Raw genomic sequence first — 20,834 nt, forward strand, 5'->3', positions numbered from 1 at the left:
TTTCGAATGGCCGGCCCCAAGATGGTCTGGGGCCGGTCAGAGATCAGAAGCTTGCCGCGTCCAGGCCCATGACAGTATCCGCACCGCTCTGGATGCGTGTCAGATGAAGACCGGTGGCTGGCAAGCGACGCGCCATGTAGAACTGGCCGGTGGTAATCTTTGTCTCGTAGAACTCGGTGTCCGAAGTCCCGGCTTCAAGTGCGGCATAAGAGGCTTTTGCCATCTGTGCCCACATCAGGCCCAGGCAGACATGACCGAACATGTGCATGAAGTCATTCGACCCCGCCAGCGCATGGTTGGGGTTCTTGGTGCCGCTTTGCATAAAGTACATGGCAGCGGCCTGCAGATCCTTGGAGGCCGCTTTCAGCGGTTCGATAAACGCCGTATCATAGGCTTCGTTCTGACCTGCGTTTTCCTTGCAGAAGTTTTTGACCATTTCGAAAAACGCCATGACGTGTTTGCCGCCATCTTGGGCAAGTTTACGGCCCACAAGGTCAAGCGCCTGAACGCCGTTTGCGCCTTCGTAGATCATCGCGATCCGGGCGTCGCGGGTATATTGCGACATGCCCCATTCTTCGATGTAGCCGTGGCCACCATAGACTTGCTGCGCCTTGACCGTCATGTCATAGCCTTCGTCGGTCAGGAACCCTTTGAGGACCGGCGTCAGCAGTGAGATCAGGCCATCGGCGGCATCGTCACCAGAGCGGTGGGCCTTGTCGATCATGGTCGCTCCCCACAGAACAAAGGCACGGGCACCCTCGGTAAAGCTCTTCTGATCCATCAGGCTGCGGCGGATGTCGGGATGCACGATCAGCGGATCGGCTGGACCGTCCGGATTTTTCGCGCCGGTCACATCGCGGCCCTGCAGGCGGTCCTTGGCGTATTCCACCGCGTTCTGATAGGCCGCGTCGGCCTGGGACAGACCCTGCATGGCTACACCCATACGAGCTTCGTTCATCATGGTGAACATCGCGCGCATGCCTTTATGCTCTTCGCCCAAAAGATAGCCGGTTGCCTCGTCATAGTTCATGACGCAGGTCGAGTTGCCGTGGATGCCCATCTTTTCTTCGATGTTGCCGACCGATACGCCGTTGCGTTCACCCAGGCTGCCATCTTCGTTCACCATGAATTTAGGAACGATGAACAGGGATACACCCTTGATGCCTTCGGGGCCGCCCACGATCTTGGCCAGCACCAGGTGAATGATGTTGTCGGCCATGTCGTGTTCACCAGCCGAGATAAAGATCTTCTGACCGGAAATCTTGTAGGAGCCATCCGCCTGCGGTTCAGCCTTGGTGCGCATCAGACCCAGGTCGGTGCCGCAATGCGGTTCGGTCAGGTTCATGGTGCCGGTCCAATCGCAGCTAACCATGTTCGGCAGATAGGTTTCTTTCTGCTCTTGGGTGCCGTGCGCCAGAATGGCCGAGGCTGCGCCGTGGGTCAGACCTTGATACATGGTGAACGCCTGGTTCGAGGCGGAAAACATCTCGGCCACGGCAGAGCCAATGACATAAGGCATGTTCTGGCCGCCGAACTCTTCGGGCATGTCCAGGCCGGTCCAGCCGCCTTCCTTCATCTGAGCGAATGCGTCTTTAAAGCCAGTAGGGGTATATACCACACCGTTTTCCAGACGACATCCTTCGGTATCACCGATTGTATTCAGCGGGTGCAGAACATTTGTCGCCACCTTACCGGCTTCTTCTAGGACAGCGCCGGTAAAATCAGGTTCAAGCTCGCTATAACCCGGGATGTCCGATCCCGATACATTGAGCACTTCGTGCAATACGAACTGCATGTCTTTGGTTGGTGCATTGTATACGGGCATTGGGAACTTCCTTAGTTTCGCTTGTCCGGTGGGTGGGTGCCGCCGGGGTTATTCTGCGGCCTTTTTGTCGCTCTTGATCGAGGCGATCACTTTCTCGCCCCATCTCAACTGTTCTTTTAGATCGTCAATGGCCTGGGTCAGCTCTTCACGCCGGGATTCCATATCGGCAAGCCGCTCGCACGCGATCTCATAGGTGCGGGTCATCTGCGTAACCTGCTGATCACCTACGTGATACAAATCAAGAAGCTGGCGAATTTCTTCCAGGCTGAAGCCAAAGCGTTTGCCTTGCAGGATCAGCTTGAGACGCGCCCGGTCGCTTTTGGTGAACAGTCGTTTCTGCCCTTCGCGGATCGGAAACAAAAGTTCCTTTGCCTCGTAAAAACGTAATGTGCGCGGCGTGACATCATAGGTCTCGCACATTTCACGAATGGTCATCAGATCTTCGGTCATGGTTTCTGCACTCTTGTAACTGGCCTTCGTTAAGCTGATTTGCGCAGTCGATGCGCGTCTTACAGCACGTAGATGCCGTTCACGTAACGCGAACGCTGCGTCACAAATAAGTTGACGTAACTTCCGTTCGCGTCAAGGTTTCTACTGCAGGGAATTTCAGGACGTCACGTCAGATCACCTTCCAGATGCAATTTCCCAAACACGGAAAAGCATGCTGAAAGGGTAAAAGAGCCGAGGAAGGGTCTGTTTTTGGCTTTGGCAAATCCGATTGTAAACGCGGTCAGCCGGGCAGCAATGCCTAGTCTAACAATTTCGCGGTCTGGTCACGCATTTGTTCCAAGGCATCTATGGCTTCATCCAACTGTTTTTTCTGATTGTTCAGTTCGACAAGCTGATGTTCGGCCATTTCGATGAAGGCCTTCATCTGTGCCTGATTCCCCTGATCTTCGTAGATCAGCAGCCACTGGCGGATATCTTCCAGAGGAAATCCGTATTTCCGTCCCCGCATGATCAGCGTCATCCGAGCGCATTCCCTAGGCCCGTAAAAGCGAGTTCGGCCTTCGCGGTCAGGCTGCAGAAGTTCGATATATTCATAGTAGCGCAGGGTACGTGGAGTCACGTCAAACTCGGCGCACATCTCTTTGAATGACAAACGGTTGTCGGGCATTCCTGGTCTCCTTCGAAACAGCGTAGGACGTGGCGACTTCAAGCGCAACAGGCGGGCTTGCTCTTTTGCTAGCCTGACGCTCATAAAGGGAGAAACAGAGAGGACACAAGTAGATGGTCGACAAAGCTGCTATAGCACGACAGTTTATTGAGGCCATTCCGCATGCCAAAGCTTTGGGTTTGACACTCACCAAAATGGGTAATGGCGAGGCCGAGATTTCGATGCCCTACAAGGCCGAACTGATCGGTGATCCACGCACGGGTGTGATCCATGGCGGGGCGGTTTTTGCCCTGCTTGACACCTGCTGCGGTTCCGCGGTCATGTGCCATCCTTCTTCGCCCGGCGCCACCGCGACAATAGATCTGCGGATAGACTACATGCGCCCGGCGACGCCAGGACAGAGCATTACGACACATGCTGTCTGTTATCACATCACCAGAAACGTGGCCTTTGTCCGCGCAACTGCGATGGATGAGGACAAGGACCTGCCCGTGGCAACCGCCACCGGTTCATTCACAGTGGAGAGCCGATGATGTCACGACCTCGGCCCGAAGCCATGCAGCTCATCGAACAGCGTCGCGATGCAGCACTGAAGGCAATCGTGGATGGTGTTCCATATATTCAGTTTCTCGGAATCGAATTTGACCGGCGGGGAAATGAGTTGACCGGGGTACTGAACTTTGACCAAAAGCTGATCGGAAACCCGATGCTTCCGGCGCTTCATGGTGGTGTGACGGCTGCCTTTCTGGAAGTAACCGCGGTTATCACCCTGAGTTGGGAGTATTTCTTTCCCCGGATCGAAAACGGCGAATTGGATGCCAGCACGGTCTTTCAAGATGAAACCATCATGTTTCCAAAAACAGTAGATTTTACCGTTGATTACCTGCGATCGGGCTTGCCACGGGATGCCTATGCGCGTGCCTTTGTTCGCCGTTTAGGGCGCCGGTATGCGTCGGTTCGTGTCGAAGCGTGGCAGGACAATCATCAGCGTCCTTTCGCACAGGCCAGCGGGCATTTTCTGATGCCGCAGTCCAAATCGAAAGCTGAGTAGATTTCCATGCAAGACGCCTCGGCACCCATCACGCACAGGCGCGTGCTTAAAATTGCAGCGCCCATCGTGCTGTCGAATGCCACGGTTCCGATCCTTGGGGCCGTGGATACTGGCGTAGTCGGGCAGATGGGTCTGGCTGCGCCGATTGGGGCTGTTGGGATGGGGGCCGTGATTCTGGCCTCGATCTACTGGATATTCGGCTTTCTGAGGATGGGGACCACCGGCCTGGCGGCGCAGGCGCGCGGGGCAGGTGACACTGCAGAAACCGGTGCGCTGCTGATGCGGGGCATATTGCTGGGCAGTGCGGCAGGTATGGTTTTCATATTGGCCCAAGTCCTTTTGTTCAAAGGGGCTTTTGCCCTTTCCCCCGCCAGCCCCGAGGTTGAGGCGCTGACCCGCGACTATTTGCGGATACGCATCTGGGGTGCGCCGGCAACGATTGCGCTGTTCGCCATCACTGGCTGGTTGATTGCGATTGAACGTACGCGTGGGGTCTTTGTCCTGCAGGTCTGGATGAACGGGCTGAATATTCTCCTGGATCTGTGGTTTGTGCTTGGTCTGGGTTGGGGCGTCGAGGGGGTGGCCATCGCGACGCTCATCGCCGAGTGGAGCGGGCTGGCACTGGGTCTCTGGCTGTGCCGCAGTGCTTTTACCGGGAATCAATGGCGTGACTGGCCGCGAATTTTTGATCCCACGCGTCTGCGTCGGATGATGCAGGTGAATGGCGACATCATGGTCCGTTCGGTATTGCTGACCGGCGCCTTTACCACATTCCTCTTCGTCGGGTCGGATCTGGGGGATGTTAATCTGGCAGCCAATCAGGTCTTGCTGCAGTTTCTCGAAATTACCGCCTTTGCACTGGATGGGTTCGCCTTTTCCGCCGAAGCACTGGTCGGCGGCGCCATTGGCGCGCGGGATCGGCATCAGGTGCGCCGAGCCGCGGCCATGGCTTCGCAATGGGGGGTAGGGGGTGCATTTGTACTTGGTGCGGTTTTCTATCTGGCCGGGCCAGCGTTGATCGACCTGATGTCAACTGCACCTGAGGTGCGACTAGCCGCACGCGAGTATCTGGTCTGGGCGGCGCTGGCGCCGGTGATCGGTGTGGCAAGCTGGATGTTTGACGGCATCTACATAGGCGCGACCTGGACGCGCGCAATGCGCAATGCGATGATCCATTCGGTTGCGATTTATGTTTTGGCCCTGTTCATATTGGTGCCTGCGCTCGGCAATCACGGCCTTTGGGCCGCGCTGATGATCTTGAACATCGCGCGTGCCTGCACGCTGGGATGGCGATACCCCAAGCTTGAGGCTTTGGTCGCCTAAAGAAGGTCCAGAAGGGATTCCGTAGGGCGACCAATGGCTGCGTTGTCCCCTTTGATTGCAAGCGGACGCTCGATCAAAATCGGATGGGCCGCCATTGCTGTGATCAGGTCATCCTGAGCGGTATTCTTGGTTAGGCCCAGTTCCTTGAACAGCTTTTCGCTAGTCCGCATCAGGTCGATGGCGGGGATATCAAGGCGTGTAAGTACGGCCCGGATTTCGTCTGCCGAGGGCGTATCCTCAAGGTATTTGCGAATTTCGACCTGCGCTCCGTTTTCCTCAAGCAAAGCGAGCCCTGCGCGAGACTTAGAGCATCTGGGATTGTGCCAGTATTCGATCATATCCAGTCCTGTCTTTTGCTTCCAACGGCCTGCGCAACTGTTTCAAACCCATCGCGCGCCAGCAAGTCATCCAAGCCTCGCGCGATTTCCGCTGCAAGTGAGATACCACCGAAAACCATCGCGGTGTAGAATTGCACGGCCGAAGCACCGGCGCATATCTTGGCATAGGCCTGTTCTGCTGTGCTGATGCCACCAACGCCGATCAACGGAATCTGACCGTCGGTCAAATGGCTAAACCGGGCAAGAACGCGGGTGGATTTTTCGAACAAAGGCGCGCCGGACAAGCCGCCTGCTTCGTCTCTGTGTGCGCTGCGCAACCCATCGCGCGACAAAGTGGTGTTCGAGGCGATGACCGCATCAACGCCCGATTCATGGGCCACTTCGGCGATATCCCGCAGCTCATCCTCGGTCAGATCGGGGGCGATCTTGAGGAATACTGGTAGAGGGCGCATTAGGGTGTTTCGGGTTTCGATCACGCCGCTCAACAGAGCGCTCAGCGCCGCTTTGCCTTGCAAATCCCGCAGCTTTTCAGTGTTCGGAGATGACACGTTGACCGTAGCGAAATCCAGATGCGCCCCACAATGGGCCAGTACCTTGGCAAAGTCGCCGGGGCGATCATCGCTGTCTTTGTTCGCACCAAGGTTCAGTCCGATCACCGCATCCCTGGGGCGCGCCGCCAGACGACGGGCCATGGCCTCCATCCCTTCGTTGTTAAAGCCAAAGCGGTTGATGGCAGCCTTGTCTTCGGTCAGGCGGAACAGGCGCGGCCTGGGATTGCCGGGCTGCGGGCGTGGGGTAACGGCACCGACTTCGATGAACCCAAACCCGGCGCTGGACAGGGGGCCAAGAACCTCTCCGTTCTTGTCGAACCCTGCGGCCAGACCAACCGGATTGGGCAGATTCAGCCCAGCGATTTTGGTCTGCAAACGCTGTGACGTGACCGGCCCTGGTGCAGGCGCAAGCCCTGCCTTCAGGGCTTTGATCGACAGGGCATGTGCAGTTTCTGGGTCCAAGCGGTGCAGGGCAGCCAGCCCCAGCTTTTCAGTCAGTTTCATCCAAACATTTCTCCGCCTTCAGTCGGCGCGCACCGGATCAGGCGAGAGGTCTTCACCGCAGCCTGACGATGCACGACCGCCTGTTTGTAATCAGGGTCGGATATCATTTCCAGAAAGGCATGGGCCGATGGGTAACGCGCGATAAATACCGCGTCCCATAGCTCATCCTTTGGGCCAATCAACGTAGTCTGAAACGCGCCGCGCCAAATGATCTTTGCCCCAAGGCGGGTAATGATCGGCGCGGTTTCGATCCCATAATTTCGATAGGCCTGAGCGCCCGACAGACCGCTTCTGGCCAGTTCGTGCCCCGATGGATATTCGGCCCGGTCGCGGAACCTCACCAGGTTCAGCATCTCAATAGGCTGGTCACGATCCAGTACCTTGAAGGCCTCAAACTGGGCGCGATCCGGGTCGATATACCCCGTCATTTCATGTCGTCCGGGAAGTGATGCGCTTTGCCGTCAAAGGGCAGGGGGCAAGACCAGATAATGTCGGTCATACGGATTTGACGGTAGAGATGCGGAAACAGAGCCTCCCCCCGCGAAACCTCCCATTTCAGGTCCTCGCCCATCGCGTCAGAATCGCAGGCCAACAGCGTCAAACCTTCGGCGCCAGCAAAATGCTTGGCAGCGGTTTCCGCAGCTTGTTCAGCTGTCGAAAAGTGGACAAAACCGTCCGAAACATCAATCGGAGCACCATCCGTGGCGCCATCGGTCTGCAGCGCCGTCCATTCGTTGGCGCGGAAAATCTTGTAAATCAGCATAGAACGGTCATGCCCCGCGCTGCGGCTAGATTCAAGCCGGATTTCCCCCTTTGACTCTTTGCTGAAGGCGGCGCAACATCTTGGCAATTAACAAAGGGAGTTAAAATATGTTCACCCGTTTCCTAGCCTCGGCTGCTGTGCTGGGTTTGACTGCAGGAATGGCCGCCGCCGAATATAAACTGACCATTCTGCACACCAACGACTTTCATTCGCGTATCGAGCCGATCAACAAATATGACAGTGGCTGTAGTTCAGATGACAACGCCGAAGGCAAGTGTTTTGGCGGATCTGCCCGTCTCGTAACAGCAGTGGAAGAAGCCCGCGGACGTGCCGAAAACTCGATCCTGGTAGATGGCGGCGATCAGTTTCAGGGCTCGTTGTTCTATACCTATTACAAGGGCAAGGTCGCGGCCGAGTTCATGAACAAACTGGGCTATAACGCTATGACCGTGGGCAACCACGAATTCGATGATGGCCCGGAAGTCCTGCGCGGGTTTATCGACACGGTTGATTTCCCGGTGCTGATGTCGAACGCGGATTTTTCCGGCGAAGAATTGCTGAGTGGCAAGATCAAAAAGTCTACAGTGATTGAAGTCGGCGGAGAAAAAGTCGGCCTTGTTGGCCTGACGCCGGAAGACACGCATGAACTGGCCTCTCCTGGCCCGAACATCACATTCTCGGACCCGGTTCCCGCGGTTCAGGCCGAAGTGGACAAGCTAACCGCGGAAGGCGTGAACAAGATCATCGTTCTCAGCCATTCGGGATATGCTGTCGACCAGCGTGTTGCACAGGAAACGACCGGCGTTGACGTAATCGTAGGTGGGCATTCCAATACATATTTGTCCAACGTTTCCGACAAGGCTGTTGGTCCCTATCCGACAGTGGTCGATGGCGTGCAGATCATTCAGGCCTATGCCTACGGCAAATTCCTGGGCGAGCTGAATGTCACTTTTGATGACGACGGAAATGTTGTCGCGGCGGCTGGTGAGCCGCTGATCATGGACAACAACGTGGCCGAAGATCAGGCCTCGCTGGACCGTATCGCGGAACTGGCCGCTCCTTTGGACGAAATCCGCAATAAGGTCGTGGCCAGCACGTCTGAGGCGATTGAGGGTGACCGTTCGATCTGTCGTGTTCAGGAATGTCAGATGGGCAATTTGGTCGCTGATGCTATGCTTGCGCGGGTTGCTGATCAGGGCGTTCATATCGCGATTGCGAACTCTGGCGGCTTGCGTGCTTCGATTGACCCTGGCGACGTGACCATGGGTGAAGTTCTGACTGTGCTGCCGTTCCAGAATACGCTTTCAACCTTTGAGATCAGCGGACAAGGCATCGTTGACGCGCTTGAAAACGGCGTGAGCCAGGTAGAAGAGGTCAAGGGCCGCTTTCCGCAGGTTGCCGGTCTGACCTTTGTTTGGGACGCATCGGTGGCACCAAACGAAGGGCGCGTATCAGAGGTCATGGTATCCAACGGCGATGGGCTTACCCCGATTGATCCGGCGGCGACTTACCTTGTCGTTACCAATAACTACGTCAGAAATGGCGGTGACGGGTACAGTATGTTCGAAGGCGACGATAAAAATGCCTATGACTTTGGCCCGGATCTTGCAGATGTCACGGCGGAATACCTAGCCGAAAACGCGCCTTACCAGCCTTATCTGGACGGTCGCATCAAGCAAAAGTAAGGCGACCAGAGCGAAACGAAAAGGGCCGCACCTTGGGATGCGACCCTATTTCATTCAGCTAACCTTCAGCCTTGATCAATGTCGTATTCCGGCCAAAGCCCTGTATCAAAACCCGCAAGCATGGGCTGGATATGTTCCGACACAGATCGCCATCCCCCAATGGATTTGGTTGAGATTTTGTTGCGAACCTGGTCGATACTGGCAGTCCGGACCTGTTTGGTATTCTCTTCCGGATGCATCATCGTCTCGGTCCATTCGAGGTCGCAGAAAGCGGCGACCTGCTTGCTATAGGTTTCGGGGTCCGCGACCAGCTTTTCATATGGAACGGTCAGGATCTTGTCGCCAAAAACAGCATCCCAATGCGCCATATAGCGACGATACAGGTTGGCAGAGTGGGCAATGGTCTCAAGATTCGAGGCATAGTTCATGCCCCCCGCAGGGAACCGGCGGATCCATTTCGAAAGACCGACATCGCGCGGATCACGCAGCATGTTTATTATCTTGGCGTTTGGGAATGCCGACAACAGGAAGCCGACCCGCTGAAAATTGTGGGGCATCTTGTCAACAAAAGCGGTCGAGCCATCGGGGATCGGCGGCATCAACTCTCGGAACTCTTTGGCATATATCGCTGCGGCAGTGGAATCGAAGGTCTTGCGATGTTGTGCGTAGTCGCGGGAAAGATCGGCCCCAACCGTCAGTTCGCCGCAGCCAGCAATGTCTGGCGCGGAGCTCAGCATCATTTCCATGAGCGTCGTGCCAGAGCGCGGCTGGCCCAGAACGAAGATCGGAACCGGCTGATCGGTTTGTTCGGACCAAGGAACTCTTCCTCCTACAGGGAACAGGCCAGTGATACGTTCGAACTTCTGTTCTTCCGCCTCTAAATCATAGGGTTTGACGTTGTGTTGGATAGCATTGGCACGTGCAAATTGCGGCAGTGCTGCGCCAAGGCTATCGGCTTTTTGGATCAGGTGGGCCTTGGCAAATTCCAGTTCCGACAGCTCGTGTACGCTTTCGGATATCGCTGCTTCTACCGCCTCCATCAGTTTCGGGGCGTCCTCTTTGCTGGACATTGTCGAAAGCTGAAGAAGGGTGGCAACATGGAAAGGTTCTTTGGCGTAGATGCCCTGCAGAATATTGGCGCATCCCTTTTTGTCGCCGCTCTGGTGCAGATTTACGGCTTTTTGAAAGGCTATCTTTTCGTTTTCCGGATCCAGTTCATACGCTTTGGAAATATCGCGCGAGTTGTGCTCGACATAACCAATACGGCCATACGCGCGTGCGCGGGTGGACAATAGGTTGACACTCTCAGGGTCGCTTTGAAGCTTTTTGGTCACGTGTTCGATGATCAGACGCCAGTTCTTACCTTTCAGGGTGATCTCATCGATGACCCGGTTCAGTTCCTTGCTGGCTGGGAACTTTTCGACCTTGAGTTCGGCGTACTCCAAGGCTTTGGCAATCTGACCGGTCTGCATAAGGGCATTGGCGAGGTTTTCGACGAATTGCGGATCGTCAGGTTTCATCCGCGCGGCTTCGACAAAATGCGGGATCGACCTTTTATACTGTTTCATCTCGGTCAGAACAAAACCGGAAATGGCATGAAAATCCGAGTCGGTCGGAAACTTTTTTACACCAAGTTGAGCCTTTTTCAGCGCAGCCTGGAATTTGCCTTCTTCCAGCGCTGCGACAGCTTTGACTTTTAAGGTTTTCGCCGTTTGATTTTGCATATGACCCCGTGAGAACCTGTGCCTGTAGAAAACGATTGTTGAAAGTTCATTACCTATGTGCGGACGGTTTGCAATAACCCTTCCAAATGATGCCATGGCCCAGTTGTTTTCTGCGCGCCCGGCCAATGCTCTGCCTGTTGTCCCGAATTTCAACGTTTGTCCGACATGTCAGGTGCATGTGGTCAGGGCAGGCGAAACCGGGCGTCAGCTGGATGCCTTGCGTTGGGGGTTTTTACCACACTGGTACAAGTCAAAAACCGATGGGCCATTGTTGATCAATGCCCGCGCCGAAACGCTAGCTGAAAAACCGGCTTTCAGGGCTGCCTGCAGAGAACGCAGATGTCTGATCGTTGCCAGCGGGTTTTATGAATGGACCAAAACCGAGAGCGGAGACCGGCTGCCCTGGTATATTTTCAGAAAAGACGGGGCCCCGATTGCTTTTGGCGGGGTATGGCAAGATTGGGGACCCGAGGGCGACAAGAAGGGAACATGCGCAATCGTTACGACACCAGCGAACCGCAATCTGGGCAGAATTCATCACCGCATGCCCCTGATTGTTGATCCCGAAAACTGGCCGTTATGGTTGGGTGAAATGGGCAAAGGGGCTGCGCGGCTGCTGTCTCCGGGGCAGGAAGATCTTCTTGGCTTTCATCGTGTCGATCCGGGCGTCAATTCCAATCGGGCCAGTGGACCGACGCTTGTCGATCCCATCGCAGGTTGACACCGTGCCTTTCCATCCGGTTCAACGGGGGTTAGATCGTTGACATGGTTCTGAAAATCACCAGCCTTCAGCAGTTATACGCGCATGAGTTCGACACAACCATAGACGTGCGCAGCCCGGCTGAATTTGCCGAGGATCATTTGCCCGGATCTATCAACCTGCCAGTTCTGGATAACGACGAACGGGCGCGCGTCGGGACGATCTATGTCCAGGAAAGCCCGTTTCTGGCCCGCAAGCTGGGGGCGGCTCTGGTTTTCAGGAATGCGGCCAACCACATTGAACACAGCCTGTCCCATCACGAAGGGGGGTGGAAACCCCTTGTATATTGCTGGCGCGGTGGGCAGAGATCTGGTTCGTTTACCTGGATGCTACAACAGATTGGCTGGCGGGCCGAGGTTGTCGAGGGCGGCTATCGGGCTTATCGCCGCTTGGTGAGCCGGTATCTGTATGACGATCCGTTGCCGTTTCAATTCGTCCTTCTGGATGGGTATACGGGCACAGCAAAGACCGAGCTGCTTACACACCTTCAGGAACGTGGTGTCCAGGTTCTGGATCTCGAAGGGCTTGCCAATCACCGGGGGTCGTTGCTGGGGGCAATACCGGGCGGACAACCCAGTCAAAAGGCATTCGAATCCGCGCTGGCCGCAGAACTTTGTGGTTTTGACCCCACCCGTCCTGTCGTAGTCGAAGCGGAATCGTCCAAAATCGGCTCTTTGATCCTGCCGCCGAGGCTTTGGTCCGCCATGTGTGCGGCCGTGCGTATTCAGATTGATGCCCCGATAGAAGCGCGCGCGGAATATCTGGTCTCGGCATATGACGATGTCCTCAGCGATGCCGAGCGGTTGAAAGATCTCCTGTCGCCGCTAAGGTCTCACCGTGGGCATGAGGTGGTGGATAGTTGGTTTGCGCTTATTGACGGGGATAACAAGTTGGCCCTTACACGGTCACTTATGGAACAGCATTACGACCCGGCTTATGCCAAGTCCGCGCGCGTACACAGCGCCGAAATTGTAGCCTCGATCCAGGTGCCCTCGCTGGCAAGTGCCGGTCTGAAAGAGGTCGCTGTGCGGGTCGAACAGGTCCTGGATCAGCTCTGAAGTTTTAAACCCGGCGTATCGTCGATCATGCCGATGATTGCTGCCGGATATCCAGCCGCACGTAGGTCTGCACACAGGCCTGGCGCGTCATCGGCTTGGACAGCGGCCAATAGCCCTCCGGCGGTTTGAGGATCGAAAAGAAGATCAGCCTTGGGTCCGTTGGCGAGTTCAGGCGCGATGGCGCGGTTGTCCTCGAAGATCGTGGACCGAACACCGCTTGCACTGAGCTCCACAGCCCCGGCCATCACGGGAACCGCATCCAGAGCAATTACCGCACCGCAGCCCGAGGCACCGCAAATACCCTGCAGATGCCCTGCCAGACCAAACCCGGTCACATCGGTCATCGCATGGGCGCTGAACAGAATGCGCGCGGCTTCGCCTTGCGGCTGAACCATGTGGCGGAACGCCTCTGCGACCCAGATGCCATTGGCCAAACCGGCCATTTCAGCGGCCATGATCACGCCGCTGCCAATCGGCTTGGTCAGGATCAAAGCGTCGCCCTTGCGGGCCCCGGACAAGATGATCGGGTCGTTTTCGCACAAGCCGGTCAGAGTGAACCCGATGGTCATCTCATCCCCCATCGAACTGTGGCCTCCGACGATTTCGGCCCCGGTTGCGCGGATGACGTCACTGGCGGTGGCCATGATTTCTGACATGGTACGTTGTTGCAGCGCGGGTGACATCCGAGGCAGAATAATCGTCGCGGTGGCGGCCTGCGGTGCCGCACCCATCGCCCAGATATCACCTAATGCGTGAATGGCCGTGATCCGTGTCATCAAAACCGGATCATTGGTAAAGCTGCGCAAATGGTCCGACGTCATCACCTGTCGCGCGCCGCCGGTGAGAAGCAAAGCCGCATCGTCACCTGAAAGCGGTATTACGTCTTGCCGATCAGGGGGCGGTAAATCAGACAGAACACTGCGCAAAGCGCGACGCCCAATCTTTGCGCCGCACCCACCGCACATGGGCTTTTCACCCAGGACTTCGGGCACGCCCAAAGCGTGGTCGCGGGGCAACTCTGCTGCTTTCATCTGCGGCAGATTCCGGAACTTATTCATGAAATTCTGGTCGATATGGTTCTTCCATTTCCACATCAACGGACCACTGAGCGAGGTTCCCAATCGCTCGGCCAATGCGGATTTCCCACCCAGCGATATCAGCTTGAGGTAATCTTTTTGCGGATGATAGGGGCGCATCTTTCCGACACCTAGCGAGGCCCGAAGATTGTCATAAAGAATCGGGGCTTCTCGGACGGCATAGACACCTGCTTTTGGTCTGGGGTTTTCTGACAGATGGGCACAATCGCCGGCTGCGAACACAAAAGGATTGCTGGACTGCAGCCTGCTATTCACCGTGATATATCCATCGTGAAGATCCAGCCCGGACTGCGCCATCCAACCATAGGGTTTGGCCCCCGCCGCCCCCGTCACGAATCCAGCCGCAATCTGGCGCCCGTCCTCCAACCGGATGTGATCCGCATGAATTTCGACGATGGCGGCCTGTTCGATCACGTCGATGCCAAGGTCAGCCATCGCATTGCGAATGATCGAGGCCGCCTTAGCGCCAATCGCGGTCAGGGCCCGAGCATTGTCGATCAGGGTCAATCGGGCGCTGCGGTTTGCGGAACGCAGAGCGTGCGCCATCGCCATGATCAACTCGACACCGGCAACACCACCACCGATCACGGCAACCGAGGCGGCGCCTGCGCCAGATTGGTACTCGGCCCACCTGGCGGCAAAAGACCCTAACGGTTTTGCGGGGACCGCATGGTCGGAAAATCCAGGCAGGGCCGGCATGTCGGATGTAATGCCAACATTAATCGAGGCTACATCATAGGCGACGGGCGGTCGGCCGGGCACATGTACCTCTTGCCGGTCAGGGTCTAACCCTTCGACGGCACCCAATATCACCCGTGCCCCGGCAAAGCGAGCCAGACGCACCAGATCAATATCCAGGTCACCCCGGCGGTAATGACCGGCAACGAAACCGGGCAGCATCCCTGAATAGGGGGCTGAAGGCGTGGGGTTGATGACCGTCAGGCGCGCGCCAGGCAGGGGGTTCATTCCCCATTTTCGCAACACCAGCGCGTGCGTATGACCGCCGCCGATAAGAACCAGATCGCGGGTCAGGGGTAGCGGAGGTCTATGCATAGGTATCAGGTGTTTCTGTGATCAGGAACGTCTTCGACCTGTTCGACCGCATGTGTAGCCCAGATTTTGTCCTCACCCGCGTCCGGCAGATCCTGGGGCTTTTCATGGCGGTGAATATGCCATTTGGCAATAAACAGGGCCGTGATCGGAGCAGTCAGGAATAGAAACAGCGTGATCAGCAGCTCGTGCAGAGACAGGTGATGTTCGATCAATACGGAATGGATGATTGAGGCGATCAGAACGCCACCCACCCCAAGCGTTGTCGCTTTGGTGGGGGCGTGAAGCCTGGACATCGGGTCCTTTAGCTTGATCATCCCGTACGATCCGACAAAACCAAATATGCCTGAAACAACCAGGAAGAAGGCGACCAGAAATTCAAAGATTACCGACATGTCGCCCTCACTCGATGATATTGCCGCGCAGCATAAAGCGCGCGTAGGCAACGGTTGAGACAAAGCCGAGCATGGCGATGATCATGGCAGCCTCGAAGAAGATTTCGGTCCCCAGAAACAGCCCGTAAAGCACCATAAGGGCAATTGTGTTGATCACCATTGTGTCCAGCGCCAGAACCCGGGTGCCCACTCCATCGGCCGTAATGATCCGCCACAGGCACATCATGATGGCTGCGCCGAAACAGGCAAAGGCAAAGTAGATTGCTAGCTCGATCATTCGAAAATCTCCTTTAGCCTGCGCTCGTATCGTTGCTTGATTTGATCGCGTACTTCGTCCGGGTTTGGCGCATCGAGGCAGTGGACCAGCAGGTTGTGACCCTGCGCGGACAGATCGCAACTGACGGTGCCGGGGGTCATGGTGATTGTCCCGGCCAGAACCGTAATCGCCTCTGGTGTGCGCAGTTCCAGCGGAATGCAGACCCAGTTCGGTTCACGGTCGGAATCCCGTTTGAAGAGGATGATCCTAGCAACTGTCATGTTGGCGACAACAATGTCCCATAGAACCACCAATATGTATTCGGCGATCATCGGCCAATTCCGAAGAATGGGCCGGTCTGGCCAATACGGCTGTGTGACGAAGGGGATGATAATCCCCAGCACAAGGCCAAACACCAGTGAATTCAGCGATGGTGTGTTTGCCAGCAAAATCCACACGACCGTCAGCAGGAAAGTCAGATGCGGGTGCGGGAATATCCGGTGAAGCAGTTTTTTCATTCTTCCACCCCTAACACGGCCGAGATGTAGTTTTCGGGTGCAAACAACTGTTCCGCTGTGCTGGTAGCGTAGTTCATTGCAGGCCCGGCAAACAATGTCAGCATGACCAGACCGATGATCAAAGCAAATACCGACGTAAAGGCCAACCCGGGCGAAGGTTCCGGGGCTGCCTGAAAGGCGGTCTCGCCGTCAGCTGTATCGGCTTGGTCGGTGGCCAAGCTGGCGTCATGGCTTTTCCAAAAGATCAAAGTTCCGGCGCGGGCTAGCCCTACTATGGTTACGAATGAGCCGATCAATACCACAGCCCAGACCGTATTTGCGTCTGGTGCATCTCGCGCGGCGTCCAGGACCAGCAGTTTGCCAATGAACCCGGACAGGGGCGGCATCCCGGCCAAAGCAATCGCACCAATAAAGAACAGTGCGGAAATCAGTCCGGTCTGTGCCATAGGGTGCTTTGGGGCAATCGCGCCTCCGCGCCGCTCGATCACCAGATCAGCAATCAGGAACAACAGCGCCGTCGCAAGCGTCGAATGGTAGATATAGAACAAAGCGGCGGCGGTTGCTGTTTCGGTGAACAGGGAAATTGCAATCAGCAGGGTACCCATTGACGCGATGGCGCAAAAAGCCACTAGGCGCGCGATGTGTCGTGAGCCCAATATGCCGATTGTACCAACGGCCAGAGTTACCAAAGCGGCAGGTTGCAGCCAGTTGATCACAAGATCATGCGCAACCAATACCTCGGGGCCAAAGCCAAGCGTGTACATGCGCAAGATCGAGTAGGCCCCGACCTTTGTCATGATCGCAAACAGCGCTGCAACTGGCATAGGAGCATTCGCATAGCTGGCCGGTAGCCAGAAATGCAGCGGTAGAACTGCAGCCTTAATGCAGAATACCAGCAGCAACAGGGCAGCACCCACTCTTATCAGAGCGGTGTCTTCGAGCGGAAGCTCGGCAATCCGTACAGCCATATCCGCCATGTTCAGCGTGCCGGTCACTGAATAGAGTGTGCCAAGGGCAAACAAAAACAGCGTTGAGCCCAAAAGGTTGTAGGCGACATATTGTACGCCTGCCTTGAGCCGAACGGCTCCACCGCCGTGCGTCATCAAACCGTAGGACGCGATCAGCAATACCTCGAAGAACACGAACAGGTTAAAGGCGTCACCTGTCAGAAAGGCACCGCATACGCCCATAAGCTGAAAGTGGAATAAGGGATGAAAGTGCTTGCCGCGTGCATCCCATCCGGAGGCAATTGAATAAAGCACTATCGGAAGGGCTAAAAGCGCGGTCAGCAAGACCATCATGGCAGATAACCGATCCAGCACCAGCACGATTCCAAAGGGCGCTGGCCAGTTGCCCAACTCATAGACCAGAATGTCTCCACCTGCGGCCTGTGCGGTGATTGTCAGGGCGATGCCAAGCAGTGCCACGACACCGGCGACCGAGAATATGCGCTGCAAATCAAGGTGGTACCGCAGGACCATGATGATGAACGGAGCCAGAATCGCGGGCAGGACGACTGGCGCAACGATCCAATGGTTCATGCGTCTTCTCCCGGCGCGTCCGTATTGTCATGAGCGGCCATGTCGATGTGGTCATCCTTGGCCGACAGGTAAGCCGAAAGCGAGATCATCACGATCACCGCAGTCATCCCGAATGAAATCACGATGGCGGTCAGCACCAGGGCCTGCGGCAAGGGATCGGTATAGGCGACCTCTTCATATTTGTTCAGAACCGGCGGCGCGTCCAAAGCCAGCCGCCCGGTGGCAAACAAAAAGACGTTCACCGCATAGGTCAGTAGAGACAGTCCCAGAATGACCGGAAAAGTCCGGCGACGCAGGATCAGGAAAATCCCGGCGGCGGTCATCACGCCAACCGCAGAGGCTACGAGCGCTTCCATCAGACCTGCTCCTTTTCTTCTTGTTCTTCTTCAGGCGGATCGTCCCGCAGCGGGTTGATATCCATCGGGAATTCCTGCGCCATGCCGGGCTGCCAGGCCAAGCGGGACAGGCTATCCAGTGCCAGCATCACCGCGCCTAAAACCGCAAGGAACACACCGGTATCGAACAGCATGGCGGTTGCCCATTCGAACTCTTCCAGCGGCGGCCAATTCAGATATCCGAAATCGCTGGTCAGGAAGGGACGTTCATTGAACCATGCGCCAATTCCAGTTGCTGCGGCGATCAGAACGCCCCAACCGATTGTGCCGTGGTAATAGAACCGTTGCCGTTCGATGGCCCAGGTATAACCGCTGGCCATATATTGCATCAGATAGGCGATGGCGACGACCAGACCGGCGATGAACCCTCCACCTGGCTGGTTATGGCCGCGGAAAAAGATATAGGCCCCGACCATCAGCGCGATGGGCATCATCACACGGGTTGCCACAACCATCATCAGCGGATGCGAGTCGCCCGATTGTGGCCAATGCGGTTTGCGGTTCAGCAGATAGGCCCGGACATTGGTTTCCAGCACCGCCTCGGTCAGGGCAAAGATGATCAGGGCGGCAATGCCCAGAACGATAATCTCGCCGAAGGTATCAAAGCCCCGGAAATCCACCAGGATCACGTTGACGACATTGGTGCCTCCGCCGCCCTTATACGAATTGGCCAGATGGAATTCGGAAATGCTGGGAAAGCCGAAATCCCGCAGCATCAGCGCATAGATCAATGCACCTGATCCGATGCCTGCCACGACCGAGATCGCGGCATCCCGCCAGCGCCGTGCCGCGCTGCTGTCCCAGGGGGTGTCCGTGGGCAGGAAGTTCAGCGACAGCAACAGCAGGATCATCGTCACCACCTCGACCGAGATCTGCGTCAGGGCCAAATCAGGGGCGGACAGATAGTTGAACGCCATCGAGACGATCAGGCCAACGACTCCGATCAGCACCAAGGACAGCAGCCGGTTGCGGTGGAACCACATGATGGCCAGCGTCGCGGCGATCAGGCAGATCCAGCCAATGAACGGAATGATCTGAACGGGTAGGGGCGTGCGTGTTTCAACGCCAATAGATCCGGTGGCGAATGCATAATATCCCAGCCCAACCGTAAAGACGATCAGGATGGCCGCATACCGGCTGAGGACCCCGTTATGCAGAGTATCTGTGACCCAGCGGCTGGTCGCCGTAAGCGCAGCGATCACTGCGTCAAAAATGGTTTTCGCCTCGGGTCTGGGCAGGGCATTCCAGATGAACTCACCACGCCGATGCTGTGCCAGCAAGGCCAGGCCACCCAGTGTGGCGAACGCGGACATATACAAGGCAGGCGTAAACCCGTGCCAGAGTTTCAGCGAATAATAGGGCAGCTTCTCGCCCCCGATTACCGCACTTGAAACAACCGCCACCAGCGGACCTACGATGGCGTTGGAATAAAGACCGATCAGGACGACAAGCACGACCAGGAAAGCGGGTGCAAGCCAAAGCCCGGCCGGTGGGTCATGTGGATGGGTTGGGTAATCGTCGCGTACTGGACCAAGGAACACGTGACCAACAAAGCGGAACGAATAGGCTGCAGAGAACAAGGCCGCCAGCAGCGCCAGTCCGGGCACAAGATAATGCGAATGCAGCCAGGTTGTGTGGACCGTTTCCTCCAGCATCATCTCCTTGGACAGAAACCCGTTCAGCGGAGGTAGACCGGCCATGGAAAGTGCGGCAATCGTCCCGATGGTGAAGGTGATGGGCATCAAATGGCGCAATCCGCCCAGTCGCTTGATGTCGCGGGTCCCGGCCTCGTGATCCACGATACCGGCGGTCATGAACAGGGCTGCTTTGAACGTCGCATGGTTGATGATGTGGAAGATGGCAGCAACGGCGGCGATCTTGGTTCCAAACCCCAGCAGCATGGTTATCAGGCCCAGATGCGACACGGTCGAAAACGCCAGCAGCGCCTTGAGATCGTCTTTGAACAGGGCGATGCAGGCCCCGATCAGCATGGTTACCAGGCCGGTTGTGGCCACAATGTAGAACCACGCATCAGTACCCGCCAGAACGGGCCACATGCGGGCCATCAGGAACAACCCTGCCTTTACCATCGTGGCCGAGTGCAGATAGGCTGATACTGGCGTAGGGGCGGCCATCGCGTGTGGCAGCCAGAAATGGAAGGGGAACTGTGCCGATTTGGTGAAACACCCCAGCAAAATCAGGACCAGCGCTGGCATGTAATAGGGTGAAGACTGGATCAGCTCTTTGTTCTGGAGAATGACGCTTAGGTCATAAGAGCCAACGATATTGCCCAGGATCAGCATCCCCGCAATCATCGCCAAGCCGCCAGAGCCGGTCACAGCCAGCGCCATACGTGCGCCCTGTCGTCCCTCGGGGAGGTGTTTCCAATATCCGATCAAAAGGAATGAACTAAGCGAGGTAAGTTCCCAGAATATCAGCAAAAGTAGGATATTGTCCGACAGAACGATTCCCACCATCGCGCCCTGAAACAGCAGCAAATAGGTGTAAAACTGCCCCATCGGGTCTTCGCGCGACAGGTAGAACCGGGCGTAGAGGATGATCAGCAAACCGATGCCAAGGATCAGCAGCGCGAACAGAAACCCAAGGCCGTCCAACATGAAATTGGCGTTTAGGCCCAGTGCCGGAATCCAGTCGAACCGGGCGGTAACGACCTCGCCGCGCATCACGGTTGGGATGTGAATCAACAGCCCCATCAGCGCCAGAAAAGTGGTCAACCCAGCGGCCGAGGCTGCTGCGTTTCGTCCAGCCCGGATCAAAAGGGCTGGGAATACAGCTCCGAGGAAGGGAAGGGCCGCGATGAGGAATAGGGACAACTGCGATACTCCGGTCTGGGCGGTCAAAAGTGCTATTGATTTTGTAAGG

General features: G+C 56.4%; 21 protein-coding genes. 6 read left to right on the forward strand and 15 right to left on the reverse strand.

Annotated features, from left to right (window positions below; translation table 11 throughout):
* Positions 1–43: 43 nt before the first annotated feature.
* The 3 genes from AC2FHW_RS03125 to AC2FHW_RS03135 form a co-directional block, all read right to left on the reverse strand.
* Positions 44–1,825, reverse strand: a complete 1,782-nt coding sequence (locus AC2FHW_RS03125) for an acyl-CoA dehydrogenase C-terminal domain-containing protein (RefSeq protein ID WP_496677959.1) — start codon at positions 1,823–1,825, stop codon at positions 44–46.
* 48 nt (positions 1,826–1,873) lie between these two features.
* Complete coding sequence (locus AC2FHW_RS03130; protein ID WP_496821399.1) at positions 1,874–2,275, reverse strand: MerR family transcriptional regulator; 402 nt, start codon at positions 2,273–2,275, stop codon at positions 1,874–1,876.
* A 298-nt stretch (positions 2,276–2,573) separates the two neighbouring features.
* Positions 2,574–2,942, reverse strand: coding sequence for a MerR family transcriptional regulator (locus AC2FHW_RS03135; protein WP_142632819.1), 369 nt, complete (start codon positions 2,940–2,942; stop codon positions 2,574–2,576).
* 113 nt (positions 2,943–3,055) lie between these two features.
* Here AC2FHW_RS03135 and AC2FHW_RS03140 point away from each other — a divergent pair, with 113 nt between their 5' ends.
* The 3 genes from AC2FHW_RS03140 to AC2FHW_RS03150 are packed head-to-tail and all read left to right on the forward strand — an operon-like array spanning position 3,056 to position 5,316.
* Entirely contained in the window at positions 3,056–3,475 is a 420-nt protein-coding gene (locus AC2FHW_RS03140; RefSeq protein ID WP_142632821.1) for a PaaI family thioesterase, read from the forward strand.
* Complete coding sequence (locus tag AC2FHW_RS03145) at positions 3,475–3,993, forward strand: PaaI family thioesterase (protein WP_271948008.1); 519 nt, start codon at positions 3,475–3,477, stop codon at positions 3,991–3,993. Before AC2FHW_RS03140 ends, AC2FHW_RS03145 begins: the two co-directional genes overlap by 1 nt.
* A gap of 6 nt (positions 3,994–3,999) precedes the next feature.
* Positions 4,000–5,316 (forward strand): MATE family efflux transporter, encoded by a 1,317-nt coding sequence (locus AC2FHW_RS03150; RefSeq protein ID WP_142632825.1) that lies wholly within the window; start codon positions 4,000–4,002, stop codon positions 5,314–5,316.
* Here the strand turns inward: AC2FHW_RS03150 and arsC are convergent.
* The 4 genes from arsC to AC2FHW_RS03170 are packed head-to-tail and all read right to left on the reverse strand — an operon-like array spanning position 5,313 to position 7,472.
* Positions 5,313–5,654 (reverse strand): arsenate reductase (glutaredoxin), encoded by a 342-nt coding sequence (gene arsC, locus AC2FHW_RS03155; protein WP_142632827.1) that lies wholly within the window; start codon positions 5,652–5,654, stop codon positions 5,313–5,315. The two genes, AC2FHW_RS03150 and arsC, sit on opposite strands and share 4 nt — an antisense overlap.
* The gene (locus tag AC2FHW_RS03160; RefSeq protein ID WP_271948007.1) at positions 5,651–6,709 is read right to left on the reverse strand and encodes a quinone-dependent dihydroorotate dehydrogenase; all 1,059 of its coding nucleotides are present in this window, start codon (positions 6,707–6,709) and stop codon (positions 5,651–5,653) included. The genes arsC and AC2FHW_RS03160 overlap by 4 nt, the downstream gene beginning before the upstream one ends.
* Positions 6,706–7,137: a DUF1330 domain-containing protein gene (locus AC2FHW_RS03165; RefSeq protein WP_271948006.1), complete on the reverse strand. Its 432-nt coding sequence runs from the start codon at positions 7,135–7,137 to the stop codon at positions 6,706–6,708. The genes AC2FHW_RS03160 and AC2FHW_RS03165 overlap by 4 nt, the downstream gene beginning before the upstream one ends.
* A complete protein-coding gene (locus AC2FHW_RS03170; protein ID WP_271948005.1) occupies positions 7,134–7,472 on the reverse strand; it encodes a DUF952 domain-containing protein in 339 nt (112 codons plus the stop codon). Before AC2FHW_RS03170 ends, AC2FHW_RS03165 begins: the two co-directional genes overlap by 4 nt.
* Before the next feature lie 107 nt (positions 7,473–7,579).
* On the opposite strand from AC2FHW_RS03170, the gene AC2FHW_RS03175 reads away from it, so the two are divergent.
* Positions 7,580–9,157 (forward strand): bifunctional metallophosphatase/5'-nucleotidase, encoded by a 1,578-nt coding sequence (locus AC2FHW_RS03175; protein WP_271948004.1) that lies wholly within the window; start codon positions 7,580–7,582, stop codon positions 9,155–9,157.
* A gap of 65 nt (positions 9,158–9,222) precedes the next feature.
* On the opposite strand, the gene AC2FHW_RS03180 is transcribed toward AC2FHW_RS03175, so the two are convergent.
* Positions 9,223–10,881: a tetratricopeptide repeat-containing sulfotransferase family protein gene (locus AC2FHW_RS03180; RefSeq protein WP_496728516.1), complete on the reverse strand. Its 1,659-nt coding sequence runs from the start codon at positions 10,879–10,881 to the stop codon at positions 9,223–9,225.
* Positions 10,882–10,936: 55 nt separating this feature from the next.
* On the opposite strand from AC2FHW_RS03180, the gene AC2FHW_RS03185 reads away from it, so the two are divergent.
* Together AC2FHW_RS03185 and mnmH are read left to right on the forward strand one after the other, a co-directional pair.
* Positions 10,937–11,602 (forward strand): SOS response-associated peptidase, encoded by a 666-nt coding sequence (locus AC2FHW_RS03185; RefSeq protein WP_496821400.1) that lies wholly within the window; start codon positions 10,937–10,939, stop codon positions 11,600–11,602.
* A 44-nt stretch (positions 11,603–11,646) separates the two neighbouring features.
* Entirely contained in the window at positions 11,647–12,699 is a 1,053-nt protein-coding gene (mnmH, locus tag AC2FHW_RS03190) for a tRNA 2-selenouridine(34) synthase MnmH (protein ID WP_496784714.1), read from the forward strand.
* On the opposite strand, the gene selD is transcribed toward mnmH, so the two are convergent.
* Genes selD through AC2FHW_RS03225 form a run of 7 tightly spaced genes read right to left on the reverse strand, consistent with a single transcriptional unit; the run spans position 12,690 to position 20,785 of the window.
* A complete protein-coding gene (gene selD / locus AC2FHW_RS03195) occupies positions 12,690–14,849 on the reverse strand; it encodes a selenide, water dikinase SelD (protein ID WP_496821401.1) in 2,160 nt (719 codons plus the stop codon). The two genes, mnmH and selD, sit on opposite strands and share 10 nt — an antisense overlap.
* 5 nt (positions 14,850–14,854) lie before the next feature.
* Positions 14,855–15,241 (reverse strand): Na+/H+ antiporter subunit G, encoded by a 387-nt coding sequence (locus AC2FHW_RS03200; protein ID WP_142632844.1) that lies wholly within the window; start codon positions 15,239–15,241, stop codon positions 14,855–14,857.
* A 7-nt stretch (positions 15,242–15,248) separates the two neighbouring features.
* On the reverse strand, positions 15,249–15,518 hold the full coding sequence (locus AC2FHW_RS03205) for a K+/H+ antiporter subunit F (protein ID WP_142632846.1): 270 nt from the start codon (positions 15,516–15,518) through the stop codon (positions 15,249–15,251).
* Positions 15,515–16,015: a Na+/H+ antiporter subunit E gene (locus tag AC2FHW_RS03210; RefSeq protein WP_142632848.1), complete on the reverse strand. Its 501-nt coding sequence runs from the start codon at positions 16,013–16,015 to the stop codon at positions 15,515–15,517. Before AC2FHW_RS03210 ends, AC2FHW_RS03205 begins: the two co-directional genes overlap by 4 nt.
* Positions 16,012–17,556: a monovalent cation/H+ antiporter subunit D gene (locus AC2FHW_RS03215; protein ID WP_142632850.1), complete on the reverse strand. Its 1,545-nt coding sequence runs from the start codon at positions 17,554–17,556 to the stop codon at positions 16,012–16,014. The genes AC2FHW_RS03210 and AC2FHW_RS03215 overlap by 4 nt, the downstream gene beginning before the upstream one ends.
* Positions 17,553–17,912 carry a Na+/H+ antiporter subunit C gene (locus AC2FHW_RS03220; RefSeq protein ID WP_142632852.1) on the reverse strand — a complete coding sequence of 120 codons (360 nt, stop codon included), beginning with the start codon at positions 17,910–17,912 and terminating at the stop codon, positions 17,553–17,555. Before AC2FHW_RS03220 ends, AC2FHW_RS03215 begins: the two co-directional genes overlap by 4 nt.
* Positions 17,912–20,785: a monovalent cation/H+ antiporter subunit A gene (locus AC2FHW_RS03225; RefSeq protein WP_496677974.1), complete on the reverse strand. Its 2,874-nt coding sequence runs from the start codon at positions 20,783–20,785 to the stop codon at positions 17,912–17,914. The genes AC2FHW_RS03220 and AC2FHW_RS03225 overlap by 1 nt, the downstream gene beginning before the upstream one ends.
* Positions 20,786–20,834: the final 49 nt, after the last annotated feature.

This window comes from Ruegeria sp. YTSA108 (genome assembly GCF_059610185.1).